Origin of the sequence: Desulfovibrio sp., from assembly GCF_009712225.1 — a bacterium.
Taxonomy (GTDB): domain Bacteria; phylum Desulfobacterota; class Desulfovibrionia; order Desulfovibrionales; family Desulfovibrionaceae; genus Desulfovibrio.
In genome coordinates, this window is the sequence record NZ_WASP01000010.1 from 231,114 (window position 1) to 250,801 (window position 19,688).

Here is a 19,688-nt window from a genome sequence, read left to right on the forward strand (position 1 = left end):
GGCATCAGCCTGCACGCCTGGCAATCACAATGAACAAGTTCTGGCAGTCAGCTGCCCAAGTACAGCAGACTGCCAGAATCCTTAGTTTAGAATCCGGCCTTTACACCCACAAAGACCAGGTTGGTGGGCACGCGAGAGGTGGTGGTGTAGCGCACCTCCTCCTTGGTGGTAGCCGCCTGAAGTTCTGCGTAGGGTTCAACCCAGTAATCCTTGAAGGTAAAGCGTTTGGATATGCGAACCTCAGTCAGCCAGAAATTACCTTCCTGAAAGGCCTCGGTATTATCCTGATCTGTCCAGATGGGGCCGGTCCAGGTTTCGCCCACGCGCAGGGTAAACCAGTCGGGGTGATCAAAGGTAAAGCCCAGAGTGGCCTTTGACGTTGGCGTAAAGGGAATCTGGTTGCCCTGATACTTGCCCGAGGTCATCTGTGGATTAAGGATGGTGCCGTTGGCAAAGAGAGTCAGATAATCCATTGCCTTCCAGCTGGCTTCGCCCTCAAGACCGGCAATCTGCACGCTGTCCAGATTCTGCTTTTGCGAAACGTAATACCCTTGGGCGTTTTTTGTCGAACTTTGCACCGAAGCAATATAGTTGTCGGCCCAGGTGACATAGCCAGTAATGCCGAATGTAAGGTCTTTGACAGGCGTAAAATCAAACCCGGCATCAATGGTACGCGAGGTTTCCGGCTTGAGATCCGGGCTGCCCCGATACAGGGTGGAGCCATAAATATATTCACCAAAACGCTCATCCAGGCTGGCAGAACGAAATGCCTCGCCATAATTTGCCCTGAATACAAGCATACCATCCCATGGATTCACACGCACGCCCAGCTTGGGCGAAAGGCGGCTGTCGGTTTCCATGCCGTATTCTTTACGCCCGGGACGACTTTTGTTGGACGAATCCTTGTCGTAACCGTTGGTGCCGATAACGTCGTAGCGTAGACCGGGAATGATCAGCAGCTTGTTGTCAAAAAAGCTGATCTCGTCTTGCAGGTATCCGGCCATGGTGTACTGCTTGCCGCCGGTTTCGCGCACGCGGTTTTTGCCCGTGGACGAAGGGGAATAATCGTAATGCTTGTCCGACTGGCCGTAAGACGCATTTATACCAGCCGTTACCAGTTGGTTATCGCCAAGGGCATAGGTGTTTTGCTGATCAAGAGTGTACTGCTCCTGCTTTGTGGGGTTGACATAATCGACCCTGTAACCCTTTGCCATTGTACCGCCGATGTTATCGAAATCGGTATTGAGCAGGTCGGCTCTAAAAGCCAGCGAACTGTCTACTGCGCCAAAATCTTTGTGCAGGCGTGTGCCAAAACCTGTTTTGTGGTACTCGTACAGGCGGTAATCACTGTCAAAATTATACTGCCCCGTTCGCAGGTTAGAGGCCACGTCGGCTGTGAACGTGACATCGGCTGTTTTATCAAACTTGTAGCCTACGCGAGCAGCGCCGGTGGCGTTGCGTATACCGGTGCCATCGTCGTTATAGCCCGCCTTCTGGTTGCTGGAAGCTTTTGAACTGTGCTCGGGAATACCGTTGAAGCCGTACGATGTAAGGTAGCTGCCAGAAAGTGAATAGCTGAATTTCCCTGCTGTTCCGGCGTGGAACAGGCTGGAATCCCAGGTATTGTAGCTGCCATATTTTGTATCGACTGTAGTTGTAAAGCCATCCTTGGGGGGTGTGCGCGTAATGATGTTGATAACGCCGCCCATGGCGTTTGATCCGTACAGGGCGGATGAAGGGCCGCGCACAACTTCAACACGTTCAACAGCATCAAGGTTGATGCTGTTCCATTCGAAAATATTAGAGCCGGGGGGCATGGCCGGCATGCCGTCTATCAGCACCTGCACGCGCCCCTGTGAATCGCCGCCCATACCGCGAATGATGACCTTGTTGTAGGTACTGCTGCCAAACATGCTGCGGTCGGCATCAACCGTCACGCCGGGCATGGTGCGCAGTACGTCCAGCACGTTTTGCGCTGGCATCTGGTCAATCTCTTTACGGGTAACTACAGAAACAGCAGCGGGAACATCCCCGAGGCTGTGCTTTGTTCTGGTTGCAGTAACAACAACTGGGGCCATATCGGCCTCTGCCGCGCTGTCGGAATCAGCAAAGGCAGAGCATGGCAAAAGGCTACAGCAAGCAAGGCAGGCAAGGTGCAATGACCGGCTAAACTTCACAGAACCACTCCACTAGGCTTGAAGGGATGAAGGAAACCACAACGGACTTTTTGAACATGTGCTGTGGTATGTTTGCATAACAACACCGTATGTATGACTTATGCGCTCAGCAGTAAGCACTTCATACGGCTTGCCGTGTGCGACAATACAACCACCCTGCTCTGACCTGCGCAGCAATGCCACCTTATGCGCGTATCTAGCAGCTAAATTTATGTCGTGCAGCGACAGTAATACACCCATGTTATTCTCTGCCGCGTCGCGCACCAGTTGCAGCACTTCAAGCTGGTGTCGCAAATCAAGATTACTTACAGGCTCGTCCAGCACTATCCAGTCTGTTTCCTGTACAAAAGCCCGGGCCAGCGCCACTTTTTGCCGCTGCCCGCCAGAAAGGTTCGCCACCGGCTTTTGCGCCAGAGCTTCAAGCCCCATGCGCTCCAGCACACAGGCCGTGCGGGCAACGTCATTCTTGCCAGGGCCCCAGCGCATATGTGGCTTGCGGCCTAGCAACACGGCTTCAAAAACTGTCATGGGAAAGCGCGGCATCGCTTCCTGTGGCACATAGGCAATACGCAGGGCGCGCTCGCGTATTGGCATGCCCGCCAAGCGCCTGCCCTCCAACACAATTTCGCCAGATGTAGGGCGCAGCAAACCAAGCAAAATCCGCAATAACGTGGTTTTTCCCACGCCGTTTGGCCCAAGCAGGGCGCACACTTCACCGCGATGTAGTTTTAGATCAACCCCGCTCAGCACCGCAGCTTCTGCCGCATATGCAAACGACACGGCATTTGCTTCCAGACAGGCAGACATTAAAAAATGCCATCCTTTCCACGCCCCTTGCGCAGCAAAAGCCAAAAAAAGAATGGCACACCAAGAAATGCCGTAACAATGCCAACGGGTAATACCTGCGGATGCAAAAGCAGCCGGGCAAGAGCGTCTGCAAGAGTAACCAGCCCAGCGCCAAACAGGGCAGCCCCCGGCAACAGCAGACGGTGATCGCTGCCAAGGCAAAACCGCACCACATGAGGGGCCACCAGCCCCACAAAACCGATCACGCCCGTAAAGCAGATAGCTCCTGCGGTCATGGCCGAAGCGGCCACTATACCAATGGTGCGCAAGCTGCGCACAGACACTCCCAGAGCCGCCGCGCTTTCCTCGCCGCAGGCCAGCGCGTTAAAATCCCAGGCCAGACGCAGCGCAAAAGGCGCGGGCAGCAAAATCATACAGGCGGCCACCGTTATTTCCGCCCATCCGGCCCGGCCTAGGTTGCCAAAACTCCAAAAAACGATGGCCGAAACCTGCTGCTCTGTGCCTAAAAACTGCACAAAAGATGTTGCCGCAGAAAACAGAAACATCACGGCCACACCAGCAAGAATGAGAGTTTCAGGGCGGCTGTCCCGCAGGGTCGCCACCCCCAGAATAACCATGGCGGTAAGCGCTGCAAAAACAAAGGCGCAGCCAGCCATGTGCCAAAGCCCAAACGAACCTCCGGCCAGAATGACCAGAGATGCGCCAAAGGCAGCACCAGATGAAATACCCAACGTAAATGGTGACGCCAGCGGATTACGCAAAACGGCCTGAGTGAGCAGCCCCCCCATGGCAAGGCCAGCGCCCACCAGCATGCCCATTATCACGCGCGGCAAACGCAGATTCAAAAAAATTTTGTTCTGCATCTCAGAGCCATGACTCAAAGGCCACTGCCATCCATGCGGGCCAAGCCCCACGGCCAACACAAACACGCAACCAACAAAACCCAACAACAAGAACAAAATCATACAACTGCGCACACGGTGCGCTAAAAACATTGCTGAGCATGGCAAGCAGGACTGCATGGAACTTCCGTCAATGGGTGAAAATTACTTTTTAACAAATCGTGCTACGACTTAGTAGTACAAAATTTAAATTAGTGCCACAGTTTTATGCCGTAATTTTTTCCTTATTTTATATATACAGCTAGTTATACTAAAAAGAACGGTTAAATTATAATTCTGAATCACACATTTGGCTGATATAAATAGGTCTCATGGCTCGCATTATTTTAAATCAACAAAAAACGCCTGCCCAACGCATGTTGGACAGGCGGAAAAAGGCCTTAAGTATGTTTATTAACTTTTCTTCAGCGAAATTATTTTTATAAATTGCCGATTAATAATACTTTTGCATCTTATTTATATCTTGTTGTAATTATATTCCGCCGCATAATACAATTCATAGTTACATTTAAATACATCCATCATACCTCATAAATCAATGTATTACTTCTAGATATTTTTTCAACATCAACACCTAGGACGAACGTTACCCCTGCAGATGTGCATGGTTACCAGCATTTCTGCAGGCCGGTCTGCAATGGCAGCGTTCACAACGTCCACGTATTTTTCCGCCAGTGACGCAGAATCAATATCTTTTTTTCAGCCCGTCACGCTATTCGGCAGAGCACAGCCCCCCCAAAAAAATGGTGTCATCCAGCTGAAGATAGCGTTAGCCAGCATAATGAAAGCCTTCAGGGGATTCTATGTATGTATTTGCAATGTGTTCCGGCAACGCGTTTTCGGAACGATAGAAACCGGGCAGCGTAAACTACTCTTTGCAGATAGCCAGAACAAAGTGGAGCATGGCGGGCGATGGAATAGTCATTTTAGCAGTATTGTCGCCAGCGCAGGACTTGAGAAAGGCAAAATCACGCAGTATGGGGTGGTTGGAAAAGCCCACGAGGGCAGCCAACTCAACACTTTCGTCCTTGGCATGCACGCCATAAAAGACAAATCCCTCGCAGGTGGTTGTTTTTTTTGAATACCATCAAGCCCGGCAAAAAAGTCCAGATGCCACAAGCTGCAGAGGAATTCCCCATCGGTAACAGCCTCCAGCCCGCACTGCTTCTGATTTTCAACCAGAAGCCTGATGGCTTTGTCTTCCACACTGCGCAGATCATCAAGTGTAATTTCTTCGTCTTGCAGCTGCTTTCTGGCCTTTTTTATGGTTTCTGAACGCAGGAAACTGTCCACATGGTCAGCACGAAAAGGTGGTTTGTTCCCAAAGTCTGCGTTGGTTTTATCAGTCTTCATTTGATTGTACCTTCCATGCTGTTACTCCACTGAGGCGCGGACGATTGCGGCAGCCACAACCATATTTTTCAACGACGGGTATGCTTCATCCCATTGCCTTGTTTTCAGGCCACAATCCGGGTTAACCCACAGTCTCTCCGCTGGAATGTGCCTAAGTGCGCGTGCAGCAGTTCGGCCATTTCTTCCGTTGCGGGCACTCGCGGGCTGTGGATGTCGTACACGCCCGGGCCGACCTCGTTGGCGTAGTTAAACCTCTCGAAAGCATCCAGAAGCTCCATACCGCTGCGGCTGGATTCAATGCTGATGACATCGGCGTCCATTTGGGCAATCCACGGCAGAATGGCATTGAACTCGCTGTAGCACATGTGCGTGTGTATCTGCGTGCTGTCGGCAACGCCCGAGGTAGCCAATCTGAAAGCATCCACAGCCCAGTGAAAATAGTCTTCTGCTGCCGCACGAGTCAGGGGCATGCCCTCGCGCAGGGCGGCTTCGTCTATCTGGATGATGCGCACTCCGGCCTTTTCCAGATCAAGAACCTCGTCACGGATTGCAAGGGCAATCTGTTTGCACACATCTGCCCGGCGAAGATCCTTTCGCACAAAGCTCCAGCACAGGATAGTCACCGGGCCGGTGAGCTTGCCCTTGACCGGCTTTTGCGTGAGCGACTGTGCATATCGTATCCAGTCTATGGTCATGGGCTGTTTGCGGTACACATCACCGTAGATTACGGGTGGTTTGACGCAGCGGCTGCCGTAGCTCTGCACCCAGCCGTTCTGCGTAAAACAGAAGCCGCCCAGTTGTTGACCAAAGTATTCAACCATGTCGTTGCGTTCCGCTTCGCCATGCACCAGCACGTCCAGCCCCAGCTGTTCCTGCTTTTCTATGCACTGACAAATCTCACGTTGCATGGCTGCCATGTATACGGCTTCGCTTATGCTACCGTTTTTGCAGTCGCGCCGGATTGTGCGTATTTCTGCAGTTTGAGGGAATGAACCAATGGTCGTAGTGGGCAAATGAGGCAAGGCAAGCCAGCCTTGCGCTTCTTTGCGGGAGGGATAGCTGGATTGGCGGGACAATTGCGCCGAAGTGACAGCAGCCCGCTGCCGCACCGCTCCAATATGCAGATCAGGGTGAGTAGCGACTTCTTGCCGATCTGCGATTCTGTTCAGGATTTTTTGCGAGGTCGCTTGCTCGGCAATTCTGCCAAGGGCTGCAACTTCCGCGCATTTTTGCACTGCAAAGGCCATGCGCCCGCGTATGTGCACTGGGAGGGCTGTTTCCGCATCTATATCTACGGGCGAGTGCAGCAAAGAGCAACTTGAACCGAGCAAAACCCGTTCGCTGCCCAAAGCTGCTGTAGCCTGCTCAATGCACGGCAATATCCGGGAAAAATCCGCCTTCCAGATATTGCGCCCGTTCACGACTCCAAGCGAAAGCGCCATATTGTCAGGGATGGCGGCCAGGATATTGCCCAGTTCATCCCTGCCTCGTACCATATCCACATGCAGCACCGCACAGCCGGATTCCAACGCCAGAGGGAAATTTTTTTCAAGCGATCCAAAGTATGTTGTGACCATCAGCCTGTTACTGCTGGCGGCGTTGAGACCAGCGTATGTTTCGGTTAAGCGCCTGACCGCAGCCGGGGGCAGCAACTCTGTACTCAGCACGGGTTCTTCTATCTGGATACTGTCGCAGAGAGGGGCGAGCGAGGCCAACAGATCGGCGTACGCCATGGCAATGCCCTCAAGCTGCGCCCATTTGAGAGTTTCATCCTGAGATTTTGCCAGTAGCAGCCAGGTAAACGGACCGATCAGGGTTGGCTTGGGCGAAAAAACCAGATCATGTGCAAGTAGGGTGTCCGCAAGTACAGGGTGCTCACCCGGATGCCATGGTGTACTGTCTGTAATTTCTGGTACGAGGTAGCAGAACGGGATCCGTTCCAGAAAGACTCGAGGGCCTGCTTCAGCTCTCTTTGCCTGCCGATTGAGGGAAACCCGAGGATGTGGGTTTTTATAGGGATGCTCCTTTCAATAAATGTTGAAAGAGCAGTCCATTTCACGTTCATCCAGAACCGGATGCGTGAAATCCGATAGGCCGGGCATTTGCCTGCACGCGAGACAGTACTGCCACGCTGCGCCAGTCGCAGCAATTGTGACAAGTCGTCTCCTAGCTTCCGGCCTGTGTCAGTCAGGCCTACCCATCTGCTGCAAACCGTGACCATGACTCAGGTAATGCCGATTACAGTTGCGCGCCCGCGGCAGGTTTTCACGGCCTTCCGTTTTTTATCACAATATCTAAATAAATTGATATTGATGTCCAGCCATTCTGTCAATGCAACTATTCTGTTGAGTCAGGAGATTTTGGCGGAGAAAATAGGAATCACACAACAGGCTCTGGCTCGGATGGAACAGGGGGAAATTGCCCCCAAGCTTATCAAGCTACCCGAATTGGCTGGAGCCCTGCAATGTACGGTTGCGAATTTGTACCATCTCCTAAAGGAGACGTGCTTGGGGCCAGTAGCCGACTACAGGCCACGTTAGAAGGAGTTCCTGCTCATAAACAAGAAGCCTTTATTCAGCAAATTTGGCTGACGGTTGAACTGATGCGATGAGTGGATCATTCTCACCGCATACAGTTTGGATTGGTGCCAACTCAATTACCGGAAAGGAGTACATGCCGTTTCCGGTTTATTTATGTAACCTTCGTCAAACAGCTATCTTTCTATGAACTAGCTGAATTACTTACCGAACATTGAAAGAAAGCATTGATCAACTTGGTGGCAGCGACTGCCGGAGTAATGAATTTGATGAATAAAAAATGAAGGTGAGTATTGCTCGTGAAGCCAACACTCACCTTTTCTATACTTATAACGGAGCGATAGAGTATTCTAATAGGGCGCTCAACCTACATAAACCCTTGATAATTTTTCTTATGATCTAGCTATCCATGAAGTTGGGCATATCAACCTCAGCGAGATCAGTGATTGTTAGTTGTCATGCTTTTTTTATCCTTGATGAAGATGGCACCATTGACCCCTAGGGGCTATATTCTATGGTTCTAGTTTTAGTCAGGTAACTGCCAGCATAGACTGCGTTGTTCTTCTGCTGTTCAAGTCATCTGAGTTTCTGTCGATCATGATACCCTTTTGTCCGTTACTCTCTGAAAAATGAACAAGTCCATCATTGTCGGTGTCAATCTTGTTTTTTACTTGCTTGTTAAGGTCAGAGAAAATCAAATAACCACTCTGGATGGCATTGCCATTAGCTAGTGGCATGAGATGGTAATGAGATTTTGGCCTCTGGAGAGGCTCGCTCTGTTGTTACAATGGCTTCAAGGGGCACAAAAATTCCAAAATCAGCAACATCCGAGCCTGCTGTCAAATCCCGCTCGCACGACTACTGAGCCTGCCGCCTGTCAATCCGCACAGACTGCATGCGCTGAGCTCTGCAAAAAACCTTCAAGCATCAGCACATTCCAGATGGGATAGGCAAAATTTTCGCCTGCGAGGTGCCGCTGCCAAGAAGGCAGAATGGCTTCTGGCCGCAAAAGGCCCTGCCCTTTCATTGTGTGCGGGTCAAGCAGGCTTTGCGCCCAGTCTTTCAGCGGGCCGCGCAACCAATGGTCGATGGGCACCCCAAAGCCCATCTTGGGGCGCTCAAAGAGCTGGCGTGGCACGTATTGCGACAATACTTCACGCAGCACTATTTTGCCGAGTCCATTGCGAACCTTCATATCTGCGGGCAACCGCCACGCATGTTCAAACAGGCGGTGATCCAGTAATGGCACGCGCACTTCCAGGGAAACGGCCATGCTGGCTCTATCCACCTTGACGAGGATATCATCTGGCAAATAGCAAAGGGTATCTGCAGCCTGCATCTGGCTCACCTTACCGGCGAGCGCGTCGAGAAATCCTCTGTCGTCAAGCACGTCATGGGGTTCGCTTCCGCCAACCACAAGGTCTCCCGGCGCAGGCCAGTGCGTGAGGCACACCTGCCGATAACGCGACAAATAGTCAACGTAATGGCGCTCTACCATGCGTGTAAGCCTGCCGACAAAGTCTTGCTTATACCGGGCAGGAGCACACCTCGCAATGAGTTGCAGCAGGGATGCGGGCGTGCGCTGCAAAATGTCCGAAGCCAGCTTCCAAAACTTTTTTTCAATGGAGCTTGTATCCTCAAAGAGGAAATAGCGGGCATATCCAGCAAAAACCTCATCCCCTCCATCACCAGACAGGGCCACAGTCACATGCTTGCGCGTCATGGCTGAAAGCAGGTAGGTGGGCAACTGGGATGAGTCACCAAAAGGCTCGTCATACATGCTTGCCAGCTGTGGAATGACATCCCATGCATCCTTGGGTTCCATGTAAAGTTCGGTATGATCTGCGCCCAAATGCGTTGCAATGGCTTTAGCGTAGGGGGCTTCATCGTATTCCGACTCGGAAAAACCTATGGAAAAGGTACGCACGCGTTGTGATGTTTGCGCCTGCATGAGCGCAACCACGAGTGAGGAGTCAATGCCGCCGGAAAGAAAAGCCCCCAGCGATACATCCGCCACCATACGCCTTTTTACCGCATCTCTGAGCATCCGGTGTGTAGATTCCACCAGCTCGTTATGGCTAGCTCGATACAGAGTGCGCTGCCCTTCCCGCATCTTTTCACGCGCGTCCCAATAGACGTGCTCCTGAGTGGTTCCGCTGGCATCGATTTGCAGCAGGCTGCCCGGCAACAATTTGTATACCTGTGAAAAAATTGAAATAGGCCCATGAATGTAACCATAGCGCAAAAATTGTGTTACTGCCTGACGGTTGATATCCGCCTTCCAATGGGGGTGCTTGTAAAGTGCTTTCAGCTCCGAGGCAAAGCCCCACACACCTTGAAAACATGCATAGTAAAGAGGTTTTACTCCCAATCGGTCGCGCACAAGGCTTAGCTGCCGCTTTTCTGCATCCCAAAAGGCAAAAGCAAACATGCCGATCATGCGTGGAACAAAGGCCTCCACACCATGCAAGGCGCAGCCCTTAAGCACCACCTCGGTGTCGGAAGTTCCATCAAAAGAAACACCCTGCTGGTGTAATTCACTACGTAGTTCTTCTGCGTTGTAGATTTCGCCATTGTAGGCGATGACATGGCGGCCATGCCCAGTCTGCATGGGTTGCGCACCAGTGGGTGAAAGATCACGGATGGACAGGCGCTTGTGCCCAAGCCCTATACCGTGAACGGGATCGGCCCATAAGCCTTCAGCATCTGGTCCACGATGGGCCAGCGTTTTAGTCATTCCTTCCAACGAAACCTGCAAACGTTCTGCATTAATATTCGCAGAAGGTGAGAACAACCCTGCAATGCCGCACATACATCACCCTTATGTTGTTAACCAGCGCATTCCCGGTTTGCCAAAGCCAGAGCGCCAGCATCGCCATAAACGATGTATGCGCGGGGCATAGGGCATCTGTGCCCAACCTTGAACAATTTCCCGTTGCGCCGTGTCCATCCTGTCCGCATATCGTTTAAAAAATTCCGCAGCCTGTTCTTGCGTGCGCTGTGCATTTTTCTGGCTGTCCAGCAGCATTTGCCGCAGACCTCGTTTTTTTGGGATGCCAAGCACATTGGCGCTGTGCTGTCGGTAAGCCACAAGCGGCTCTGGCATGCAGCGAGCCACGCCAAAACAGCAGGCGACAAGCAGCAGCCACCAGTCATGCATAAAAATGTTTTCGCCTTGCGGCAGGGGAAGGGCTAGGCGGCGTAATGCCGCGTTGCCCATACATGTGCAGCCCAAAGCGGGTGACATGACTAGTGATTGCCGCAATGTTTGCCCCCATCCACGCGGGATGCCCATTTGATGCAAAAAAGATGGAGTAACCGTTCGTCCATTTTCATCTATGCAGTGCGCGTCAGAATACAGCAGTATGGGGCATTCCTTTCCGTGTTGCTGTTCAAGGCGACACATGAGGCAGTATTGCTGCTCAAGCTTGTTTGCAAACCAGATGTCATCCTGATCCGCCAAGGCAAAATATGCGCTTTCGCCTTGGCTGGAATGCGTCATGAGGGCGTTAACATTGCCCACAACACCTAGTCGTGGCCCGCACTGCGTTTGTATGCGAGCATGTTGACGCGCGTACCGCTCTAGAATCATTGGGGTTGCGTCGGAAGAGCCATCATCTCTCACGTGCAGTCGAACAGCAGCCCCCTTTTGTTCCAGTATTGAATCCAGCATAGAGGCCAAAAAGCGCGCGCCATTGTATGCTGGCATGAGCACGTCAATGATGGGTTCCATCAGGCTCTCCGTCGAAATGACGAACGCGCCAACATCCACAACCGGCGAAACAGGGAAGGGTGCACTGTTGGTATGAGGTATAAATTCCCTTGGTCATGAAACAGAATGTGTTCAAAGCCACACTGATTGAGACCGTTGCGGATTTTTGCTTCGCAGCACGCGTTGTCAAGAAAAACTGCTGTGCGACAGTGCGGAATGCTGTTTTTTAACGAGGTCCAATCACTGGCAATGTGCCAATCAAAGTTGATAGTGTTCTTGTCTGCATCTGCAATTTGTTGGGGGCATACCCTCACCGAGCCGTCAGGGAGAATGGAGTTTTCTTTTGAAGAAAAATGTCTTGAAAAACAAACGACAGGCTCATGGTGCTCTGAAAAATATTTTTTCAGGCCAACCCAGGCAATTGCTTCTGCAATGGGAAGTTCGGCAGCCAGAGAGGACAGGTCGTGCGTTGCTGGGTTTTCGGATTTGTGTGGCAGGCCTATGAGGTCCAACATCTTGTCACCCATAGCTGCATGGCTGAATTTTTTTTGGATAAATTCTCGTCCGGCTTGTCCCATGCTCTGGCGCAGCGCAGCGTTATCCAACAATTCTGCACAGTGGGCCATCAGGGTCTCCTTGTCTCCTCTGGGAGCAAGCAAGGCTGTTTTACCATCCTGAACGGCTTCTGGAATTCCGCCAACCCTGGTGGCCACCACGGGCAGCGCGGCGGCTTGCGCCTCCAGCACAACATTGGGCAGGCCTTCGTTATTTGAGGTAAGCAAGAGTAAGTCTGCACAATGCATCAGATCCACCACGTCTTCCCGCCGCCCCAGAAGGCGCACGACATTTTGAAGGCCATGGCGTTTCAGAGCATGGCGAACTTCATGCTCATATGGTCCCTGCCCTGCGTGTAGCACTAGTAAATCTGGAAATCTGGCGTGCAGGTCGCGTACTATTTCCAGAAACAGATGGAAATTTTTTTCCTTGGTCCAGCGAAAAACTCCAAGAATAATCTTTTTCCCTGGCTCAATGCCCAGACTTTGGCGTATGGCCTGTCTGCGTTGTGGAAGTGGTACTTCAGGAATACTGACTGCGTTGCGGATAGTAGTAACGCGACTGCTGTCAATGCCAAGCCATTGTGCATAATCGTCGCAACCAGCCCTGGAGTTGCCGGTCAAAACCACACGGGGTGAGGCAATGAGTTCCTTATACTGCGGAAGCAACCATTCTGAATAGATATAGGGAAAATGTGATGGATTTACGCTTCTGAAGGACATCAGTACCTTTTGCGTCCCTGTCAGGAGTGCAGCAGTGGTTCCAATGATATTTGTTTGATCCAGTTGGCAGAGCACATGGGTTGGGCGCAGATATAGAATAGCTAGGAGAGTTGCACACAAAGGATAGGGAAACTCTTGCGCGGTGCAAGTTAAGGCGGTGTTTAAAGATACCTTCATGGTATCCAGGCCCATCAGTTGCACGTTGTCATGTATCAGCGGCACATAATGCCCGCACTCTCCAGTGATTACGTCCACCAGAAGGGTTACTCTATATCCTCGCGAAGCCAATTCATTGGCAAGATAACACCATTGACGTTCAGCGCCCCCACTGCAGAGAGTTCCCGTATATAGTAAGAGATGCGTTGAGGTTTGCTCTGGAGCATGTCTTGCCGTATTTATGATGTCACGCAATTTTTCGGCATAGCTCTTACTGTTTATAGCTGGAACGCCTTGCACCTTGAATGGTGCAAGGCGCGCAGCATTCAAGAGGAAATGTGCCAGTGGGAGTAAACACGGAGCGTATTGCGTCAGAAAAAAACGAATACGGTGCAATGGCTTCATCGCTGTACCTTGTAGCCTATGGTGTGGTATATACAATTTCGCAAAACTATGGCCAGAAGCTTTGCAAGCTGCAACGGGTGTTGCATGTATAGTTTTTTATGGTTGAGCATCAGTCTTGTATAGCTATAAAGAGAATGCGACAGCTTCGCGCGCAGCTGTGTTGTCATGGAGACTTCTGCAATACGATAAAAATAAACAAGTCCGTCAAGGCGCGTTACTGCCCCCCCCTGCTCAAGCAAGGAAACCCAGAAATCCCAGTCTTCAAGGCCATAACGCATGTTGGTTTTATACCCGCCAACCATTTCCCAGTGCATTTTCCGAAAGAATGCCGCATGAAAAATCACATTGCGCGTCAACATGCGTCGCAAAGAAGCAGGCGGTAAGTTCCAACGTCCGCTTGCCGCTCCCATAAATTCAGCTTCCCCATAGACAATGCCTACTTGCGGATTTGCGTCAAGCTCTGCAACCGCCCGCCGTACATAATCTTTTGCAATGGCATCATCGGCGTCGAGGGGCAGTATGTATTGTCCCCGCGCCATGGCGATGCCGTTATTGCGTGCGCTGCTCAGGCCCTGATTGTCGGTATGCAGCACATGAATGTGGGGCAAGGTATATGTCTGTAACACCTCGAGAGTTGCGATGTCTGTGGAACCATCATTGACTATGATGATCTCCATGTCATCATAGTCCTGATTCAATACAGATTGTATCGCCTCTTGAAGATAGTGCCCTTGATTATAGCACGGGATGACAACGCTGACGCGTGGCATATGGCTATGGCTCCAAGCAATAGGTATACTTTCGGCCATTATGACGAGGGTCGCTCAAGTCTGAGCTGGAAAAATACACGGCATCTTCCCAATGCAGGTATCTTCCCGATCCACTCTTTTCGATGCCAATTTGTTGCGCATGGCGATACCCAAGAGGGACGCCATCTTCGAATAGTGTTAACGTTGAACCTCGAGCTGCCTGCTCGTTGTTGCTTTTGTTCTTCAGGTGGAAAAGCTTACTGCTATACATTTGCCCGGCCTCATGGTTGAAAGGCTCGGGAAGGGGGAAAAACTGTCGGCCTGAGAGTATGACATCCCAATAATTATGGGCGCCTTTGGGCCGAAAGAGAAATTCTGTGTTACCTTCGCCAGAGTTGATCCACAAAGGCTCAAGCCCGAGCTCCTCGGTGCATAGACGAACATAATCCTGCTCTTTGACAAATTCCATTGGCCATCCGCCCATCCAATCCCGGATATCTGTCCAGAATTCCATACCCCTAGCTTGCTTGTAGGAGAGGATATCGCGCGCAAGGCGTATTCCTGCTTTCGCTAATTTAAGTGGGTTGCGGCGCATAGGTGCTAAAAACGTACGCCATACATACCCATATTCCATATACCGTTTGCGTGCGGGGGAAGCCGCATTATAGATTTGCTTGATATGAAGCCACTGTTCTGGGGTTGGGGCATTATGCCAAGAAGCGTCTCGGTAGCTGGTATCGCTATACAAGGCCACAAAAAAAACGCCATTATCAGCGAGTGGCAATGCTGCATTGCGTATCGCTGTCCACATGTCGCCGGTGTGGTGAAGTACTCCCCAAGAATAGACAATATCGAATTTTTCAAGTCCGCGCATAAAGTCAGTGTCCAGCACCGACCCCTGCCTCACTATCCAGTTTTCTGGCTGGCCGGCCATTTGCCATAGAGCCTTTGTGGTTTCCACCGAGTTTGTATCATAGTCAAAACTGTAAACGCTGCGGGCACCTGCTCGCCATGCAGCCAAAGAGTGCAAGCCACTACCGCACCCAATGTCCAGAAAGCTCATGCCGTGCAGTTGTTGTAGTTGTAGCGAATGTAATAAATTTTTAGAGGCAGCTGTCGCACGCTCTTCAGAAAAATGTTTTTCGACAAAATTTTTCCAGTTTTTACCAAATCCAAAACGTTCAGACATTGCATTCTCCCACATTTCGATATTAGCCTTTAAAAACAGCTAACTAAATTAGAAAATTTAAATTAATTATATAACTAATAAGATAGCAAGAAACGAAATGTTACAGCGCACAGGTATTGCTAACTTTCATTTTTTATATAAGCAGCATAGATACGAAGTAATTTTTTGAACACTCTGGAAATAAATGAATTTTCGCGAAGCGCTGCCAAGCATTCGCTTGGCAAATCAGCTACCATTTCTCGGTAGCTTGCAACACTGGAACGCAGATGAACAAGTTCCTCCTCAAGTGTCACCATCGTTTCGTGCAATTTGCTGCAATAGTGCGGCAATGAAGACGCAGGCTGAGCTGTGGTATTGCAAAGAATGGCATTCATACTACTGGCCGCATTTGTGATGGAGTATTTTAGTGCTGCGGCTTCGCGTGGGGCAAGGCTATGCAGCGTTCCCGTTTTTGCATGCTCGTTGCAAGATCGAAGCACGCTAGCTATAGCCGATGCATCATCTGGAGGAGCTATTATTCCACCGACTTCCCTAAGGAAATCTGCAGATGAGCCGTTTTCGGGGGTGAGTGCTAGAATGGGTAGCCCCAATGTCATGTAGTCCAGAAGTTTACTGGGCAAAAAAACACTTTCCGAAGCTGGGGCATCGCAAGCAAGCAGAATGTCTGCATCGTTATAATATGCCGTCAACTGATTGGAAGACACCGTGGTGGCACACTGCACCAGGTTTTCAAGGCGCAGATCTTGAATATGTTGAAAGAAGGATTTCTGCGCCTCCCCCACAAAACGTGCCCGGCAGCATATTCCTTCACTGCGCAATTGTGCCAGCGCATCCAGCAGGGCAAAAGGAATGCGCCTCCCGTACAGATTGCCTGTATGCACCAGAAGCATATCCTGTTTGGGGGGACGTATCCTTGCAGGAGTGCATTCCCCTTCAAACCCATGCGGCAGTACATGGCATTTACTGCGCCATGACTCAGGGTATTTTTTCATCACAAGGCGTAGAGTTCTGTCCGTGGTAAAAATAACCGCATCTGCAAGTGCTATCGTCAGGTGTTCCGCAACAAAATCCTGACACAAGGGTTCTAAATAGGGGTTGTCCACCCACGGGTCGCTAAAGTGCGCAACCCAGGGTAGGCCTGGAAACCTCTTTTTAAGGTTGATGCCTACAAGATGGTCTGAGAAGGGCTGCGCAAACGTGATAAAAGCGTCAAACGTGCGCTCTCCCATTGTCTTGATAGCGGCGTTTGTTGCCCTTTGCACCCAGCGGTCTTCAAGGCATGTGCTTGTGCTGGAGTATGATACTTTTTGCAATGCATAATGCTTGGCATAACGCGCAGCAAAAGACTCGTCCATTTTGTAAAATAGAGTGTCGCTTTCAGGGGGATCTGCACAGACAAAAGAAGTGTCCCAGTCATATTTTTGCAGGGATGCGACAAGACGGGCAACCTGTATTGATCTTGGTGACAGAATGGGTGGCATAGCCCAACTTATGGCTAACAAATGTTTGTTCATATGCCCCATCTCCGCGCCCAAAGCTCCAGAATGATGCAATTCCAAAGGCGGTGCTGCTCCAGCCATGATGCTCCGTTTTGCGTGGCCGCGCGCAGCAGGTTAGAGAGAGCCTCTGGCGTAAACCATTGCCGCAAGCGCGTGGCCTCTCCAGCCAGCATATCGTGAGCAAAGTTTTTTAGGGGGCCTGCCAGCCATTCATATACAGGCACTGGGAAACCTTGCTTGGGGCGCGTGATAATGGATGCAGGCAAAAGATGTTCTGCCATTTTTCTCAGGACGAGTTTGCTGGTCCACACCCCATTGCAGTCTTGCCCTGCTTTGAAGTGTGGGGGGATTTGCGCGGCCCACTCCACAAAACGGTAATCAAGGAAGGGAGTACGCAGCTCCAGAGAGTGCAGCATGCTCATCCGATCTGCTTTCATCAGCAGGTCTTCTGTGAGCCACCCCTGGCAATAGAGATACAGAGCCTGATCCAGCGTGTGCTGATCGCCCAGGCGCTGTAAATCATGTTTTGAAGGATCAAAACTGTCTGGCCATGTTGCTTTTTTGTGAAACATGGCGGCCTTGTCCGCAGAGGTATAGTAGTTGGTCATGGAAAGTGGGGTATCCCAGGTGCGCATGTCAGGCGCCGGTCGCGGCCAAAGCCTGTCTAAAATTTGTCCAATCCCGGTGCGTTTACGCGAGAGTTCCCACTGGCGCACATTTTCTTCAAAGTTGTACCCGGCCAGCACCTCATCACTTCCTTCTCCCGAAAGCACTACTGTGACATGGTCTCGCGCCAGAGCGCACACATGCTGAAGGGGGATGGAAGCGAGATCTGCCAGTGGTTCGTCCGTAGCGTAGACAAACGAGTCCAGAGCTTCCAAAAACTGCTGCTGACTCAAGACTATTTCATGGTGATCTGTGCCAAGGTGTGCGGCCACTTCCCTGGCGAAAGGCCGCTCGTCGATGGCCTGCGGATCAGCAAACGCAACTGAAAAGGTTTTTATGCCTTTTCCCCAACGACGGGCCGCCAGCGCGGCGGTTACAGAACTGTCCAAGCCCCCGCTGAGCATAATGCCAACAGGGACGTCGGCTAACATTCGCAAATTAACAGCATCCTCCAGCAATGCTTCTCCTTCCAAGGCAGCCTGCTGCAATGAAAGGGATCGGGGCGGGTTGGTATAAGGAATATCCCACCAACGTTGTACCAATGGCTCTGCCATTCCCTGCTTAAAAACAAGATAATGTGCCGGTGGGAGTTTATATACATTTTTCCAAATAGTATGAGGTCCAGGAACATACCGAAATGTCATATAGTCCCAAATGGCTCGTTCATTGACCTCGGGGGTAAATGCCTGCGATGCAAGAATTGCCTTTATTTCAGAAGCAAATATCAGCTGCTTGCCATCATAATAATAGTATAAGGGCTTTACGCCAAGGCGGTCACGGACCAGATGCAGGCTTTCATTTTGCGCATTCCAGATGGCGGCCGCAAACATGCCATTGCACTGTTTAAGCGCGCTGGTTCCGTATTGCCGCCACATGGCGAGCAACACTTCCGTATCAGAGTGGGTGCTGGAAAATGAGTGCCCAAGGGTGATCAGTTGTTGGCGCAATTCCTGATGATTATAAATTTCGCCATTACAAACGAGCACGTGCATGTTGTCATGGCTGGCCATGGGCTGACGCCCGCCTTCTCTGTCGAGAATTGTCAGCCGCCGCATCCCCAGCCCGACATGATCATGCACAAAATAACCACTGTCATCTGGACCGCGATGGTGCAAAGTATTGCACATCTTTTGCAGTCGGCTGTGTCGCTCATCGGGCGAGATTGTCCAGCCATACCAGCCCGCTATGCCGCACATGTCCCTTCCAGCCTGCCACGAAAGAATTGTGCGCACTCTTTGCCTGTGTAACTCGGAATACGCAATTCACGAACCATATCAAGCATGCGCATAAAGGGGGCCTGCCCCAATACATGGGCAGGGTCAACATACAATGAAAGCAACAATGGTACGCGGTGCTTTGTGGATGCAGCTATCGTTTCATTGAAAAGGGTAAAGTATTCTTCCGACAGTCGGTAGTGAACGCGATCTGCAAGATAGGTCCACGAATCCAGTATGGATGTTGGATTATTCCATGAGCCCAGTAAGGGGAGTTCCACAATGTTTTGCGAAATAAAGGCTGGGCCGTGCTCCAACGCGTACGCTGGGATCGTAGTTGATGCGTATGTATAGCCAAGATCAGCGCATACGGCATGCATAAATGCAACCTGATCCGGCTCACGGTAACAGCCAAAATGTGGAGCGCGAAACCCGTGGGGTGTAATGCCAAGCACCTCCCGCAATGTGGTATCTGCCTCGCGAATATCGTTTTCTACTTCTTGGGGTGTCAGTTCGTTATAAAAGGTACGGCCAACATACTTTTGACCATCCCATTCGGTGTGGGGCCGCAACCCATGATTGAAGAATTCATACCCTCGTGAAGCAACTTCTGTGTACGCTTGTTTTTGGCGTAAAAGTTGTGTGCCAGGCACGGCAAAAGATGCCTTGATCCCACGTTGCTCTAACAACGGCAGCAAAGATAAAGTCGCTTCAGCATCCAGGTCTGTATCGCAGTCGAATGAGAGAAATAGGGAAGTTTGAGTAATACCAAGCCGTTTCATATGTTCCGCATACCCCTGCCAGGGATGACTTTCTGCGGGCTTGCGAAAGAAATTTAAAAAAGACTGTAGCATGATTCCCCCGGCTTATGGGCAGTAATTTAAAAGCACCAAACCCAGCGCTTGGCAAGAACGTTTAAAAGCGGTTGCGGCAAGGTAAGGAGTGCTGGTGGTAAAAAGTATCCCAACAGTCCAGGCTCGTCAGTTCCAAACGTTTCTATGCTGATGTGTTCAACACTCTACGATTCTTTACAAAAAAACGAAAA

General features: G+C 50.9%; 14 protein-coding genes, 1 pseudogene and 1 riboswitch. Of the genes and pseudogenes, 1 reads left to right on the forward strand and 14 read right to left on the reverse strand.

Features of this window, described 5'->3' with window-relative positions; genetic code table 11:
• Positions 1-86: 86 nt before the first annotated feature.
• From F8N36_RS13365 to F8N36_RS16345, 6 genes and pseudogenes are all read right to left on the reverse strand, one after another.
• A complete protein-coding gene (locus F8N36_RS13365; RefSeq protein WP_291333312.1) occupies positions 87-2,078 on the reverse strand; it encodes a TonB-dependent receptor in 1,992 nt (663 codons plus the stop codon).
• A gap of 111 nt (positions 2,079-2,189) precedes the next feature.
• Positions 2,190-2,957, reverse strand: a complete 768-nt coding sequence (locus F8N36_RS13370) for an ABC transporter ATP-binding protein (RefSeq protein WP_291333313.1) — start codon at positions 2,955-2,957, stop codon at positions 2,190-2,192.
• 26 nt (positions 2,958-2,983) lie between these two features.
• A complete protein-coding gene (locus tag F8N36_RS13375; protein ID WP_291333314.1) occupies positions 2,984-4,006 on the reverse strand; it encodes an iron ABC transporter permease in 1,023 nt (340 codons plus the stop codon).
• Positions 4,007-4,807: 801 nt separating this feature from the next.
• On the reverse strand, positions 4,808-5,239 hold the full coding sequence (locus tag F8N36_RS13380; RefSeq protein ID WP_291333315.1) for a hypothetical protein: 432 nt from the start codon (positions 5,237-5,239) through the stop codon (positions 4,808-4,810).
• A gap of 21 nt (positions 5,240-5,260) precedes the next feature.
• Positions 5,261-7,146, reverse strand: a pseudogene (gene metE / locus F8N36_RS13385) (5-methyltetrahydropteroyltriglutamate--homocysteine S-methyltransferase).
• Positions 7,050-7,304 carry a hypothetical protein gene (locus F8N36_RS16345; protein WP_366247056.1) on the reverse strand — a complete coding sequence of 85 codons (255 nt, stop codon included), beginning with the start codon at positions 7,302-7,304 and terminating at the stop codon, positions 7,050-7,052. Before F8N36_RS16345 ends, metE begins: the two are co-directional and overlap by 97 nt.
• Before the next feature lie 75 nt (positions 7,305-7,379).
• A riboswitch (cobalamin riboswitch) is annotated at positions 7,380-7,552 on the reverse strand.
• Here F8N36_RS16345 and F8N36_RS16350 point away from each other — a divergent pair.
• Positions 7,552-7,779, forward strand: coding sequence for a helix-turn-helix transcriptional regulator (locus F8N36_RS16350; protein ID WP_366247052.1), 228 nt, complete (start codon positions 7,552-7,554; stop codon positions 7,777-7,779). (Overlaps the previous riboswitch by 1 nt.)
• Positions 7,780-8,653: 874 nt before the next feature.
• On the opposite strand, the gene asnB (F8N36_RS13390) is transcribed toward F8N36_RS16350, so the two are convergent.
• The 8 genes from asnB (F8N36_RS13390) to F8N36_RS13425 all read right to left on the reverse strand — a co-directional run bounded on the left by asnB (F8N36_RS13390) (position 8,654) and on the right by F8N36_RS13425 (position 19,497).
• Entirely contained in the window at positions 8,654-10,588 is a 1,935-nt protein-coding gene (asnB, locus tag F8N36_RS13390) for an asparagine synthase (glutamine-hydrolyzing) (RefSeq protein ID WP_291333316.1), read from the reverse strand.
• Positions 10,589-10,597: 9 nt separating this feature from the next.
• Positions 10,598-11,548, reverse strand: coding sequence for a glycosyltransferase (locus F8N36_RS13395; RefSeq protein ID WP_291333317.1), 951 nt, complete (start codon positions 11,546-11,548; stop codon positions 10,598-10,600).
• Positions 11,509-13,326: a glycosyltransferase family 4 protein gene (locus F8N36_RS13400; RefSeq protein ID WP_291333318.1), complete on the reverse strand. Its 1,818-nt coding sequence runs from the start codon at positions 13,324-13,326 to the stop codon at positions 11,509-11,511. The genes F8N36_RS13395 and F8N36_RS13400 overlap by 40 nt, the downstream gene beginning before the upstream one ends.
• Positions 13,323-14,096, reverse strand: coding sequence for a glycosyltransferase (locus tag F8N36_RS13405; protein WP_291333319.1), 774 nt, complete (start codon positions 14,094-14,096; stop codon positions 13,323-13,325). Before F8N36_RS13405 ends, F8N36_RS13400 begins: the two co-directional genes overlap by 4 nt.
• 4 nt (positions 14,097-14,100) lie before the next feature.
• The gene (locus F8N36_RS13410; RefSeq protein ID WP_291333320.1) at positions 14,101-15,264 is read right to left on the reverse strand and encodes a class I SAM-dependent methyltransferase; all 1,164 of its coding nucleotides are present in this window, start codon (positions 15,262-15,264) and stop codon (positions 14,101-14,103) included.
• Between the two features lie 119 nt (positions 15,265-15,383).
• On the reverse strand, positions 15,384-16,778 hold the full coding sequence (locus F8N36_RS13415) for a glycosyltransferase (protein WP_291333321.1): 1,395 nt from the start codon (positions 16,776-16,778) through the stop codon (positions 15,384-15,386).
• On the reverse strand, positions 16,775-18,625 hold the full coding sequence (asnB, locus tag F8N36_RS13420; RefSeq protein ID WP_291333322.1) for an asparagine synthase (glutamine-hydrolyzing): 1,851 nt from the start codon (positions 18,623-18,625) through the stop codon (positions 16,775-16,777). The genes F8N36_RS13415 and asnB (F8N36_RS13420) overlap by 4 nt, the downstream gene beginning before the upstream one ends.
• Positions 18,613-19,497, reverse strand: a complete 885-nt coding sequence (locus F8N36_RS13425) for a polysaccharide deacetylase family protein (protein ID WP_291333323.1) — start codon at positions 19,495-19,497, stop codon at positions 18,613-18,615. Before F8N36_RS13425 ends, asnB (F8N36_RS13420) begins: the two co-directional genes overlap by 13 nt.
• Positions 19,498-19,688 lie beyond the last annotated feature (191 nt).

Coding starts and splice junctions, on each gene's coding strand:
- F8N36_RS13365 (WP_291333312.1), bottom strand. CDS start 2,078: ATGGCCCCAGTTGTTGTTACTGCAACCAGAACAAAGCACAGCCTCGGG.
- F8N36_RS13375 (WP_291333314.1), bottom strand. CDS start 4,006: ATGCAGTCCTGCTTGCCATGCTCAGCAATGTTTTTAGCGCACCGTGTG.
- F8N36_RS13380 (WP_291333315.1), bottom strand. CDS start 5,239: ATGAAGACTGATAAAACCAACGCAGACTTTGGGAACAAACCACCTTTT.
- F8N36_RS16345 (WP_366247056.1), bottom strand. CDS start 7,304: ATGAACGTGAAATGGACTGCTCTTTCAACATTTATTGAAAGGAGCATC.
- F8N36_RS16350 (WP_366247052.1), top strand. CDS start 7,552: ATGTCCAGCCATTCTGTCAATGCAACTATTCTGTTGAGTCAGGAGATT.
- asnB (WP_291333316.1), bottom strand. CDS start 10,588: ATGTGCGGCATTGCAGGGTTGTTCTCACCTTCTGCGAATATTAATGCA.
- F8N36_RS13400 (WP_291333318.1), bottom strand. CDS start 13,326: ATGAAGCCATTGCACCGTATTCGTTTTTTTCTGACGCAATACGCTCCG.
- F8N36_RS13405 (WP_291333319.1), bottom strand. CDS start 14,096: ATGCCACGCGTCAGCGTTGTCATCCCGTGCTATAATCAAGGGCACTAT.
- F8N36_RS13410 (WP_291333320.1), bottom strand. CDS start 15,264: ATGTCTGAACGTTTTGGATTTGGTAAAAACTGGAAAAATTTTGTCGAA.
- F8N36_RS13415 (WP_291333321.1), bottom strand. CDS start 16,778: ATGAACAAACATTTGTTAGCCATAAGTTGGGCTATGCCACCCATTCTG.
- asnB (WP_291333322.1), bottom strand. CDS start 18,625: ATGTGCGGCATAGCGGGCTGGTATGGCTGGACAATCTCGCCCGATGAG.
- F8N36_RS13425 (WP_291333323.1), bottom strand. CDS start 19,497: ATGCTACAGTCTTTTTTAAATTTCTTTCGCAAGCCCGCAGAAAGTCAT.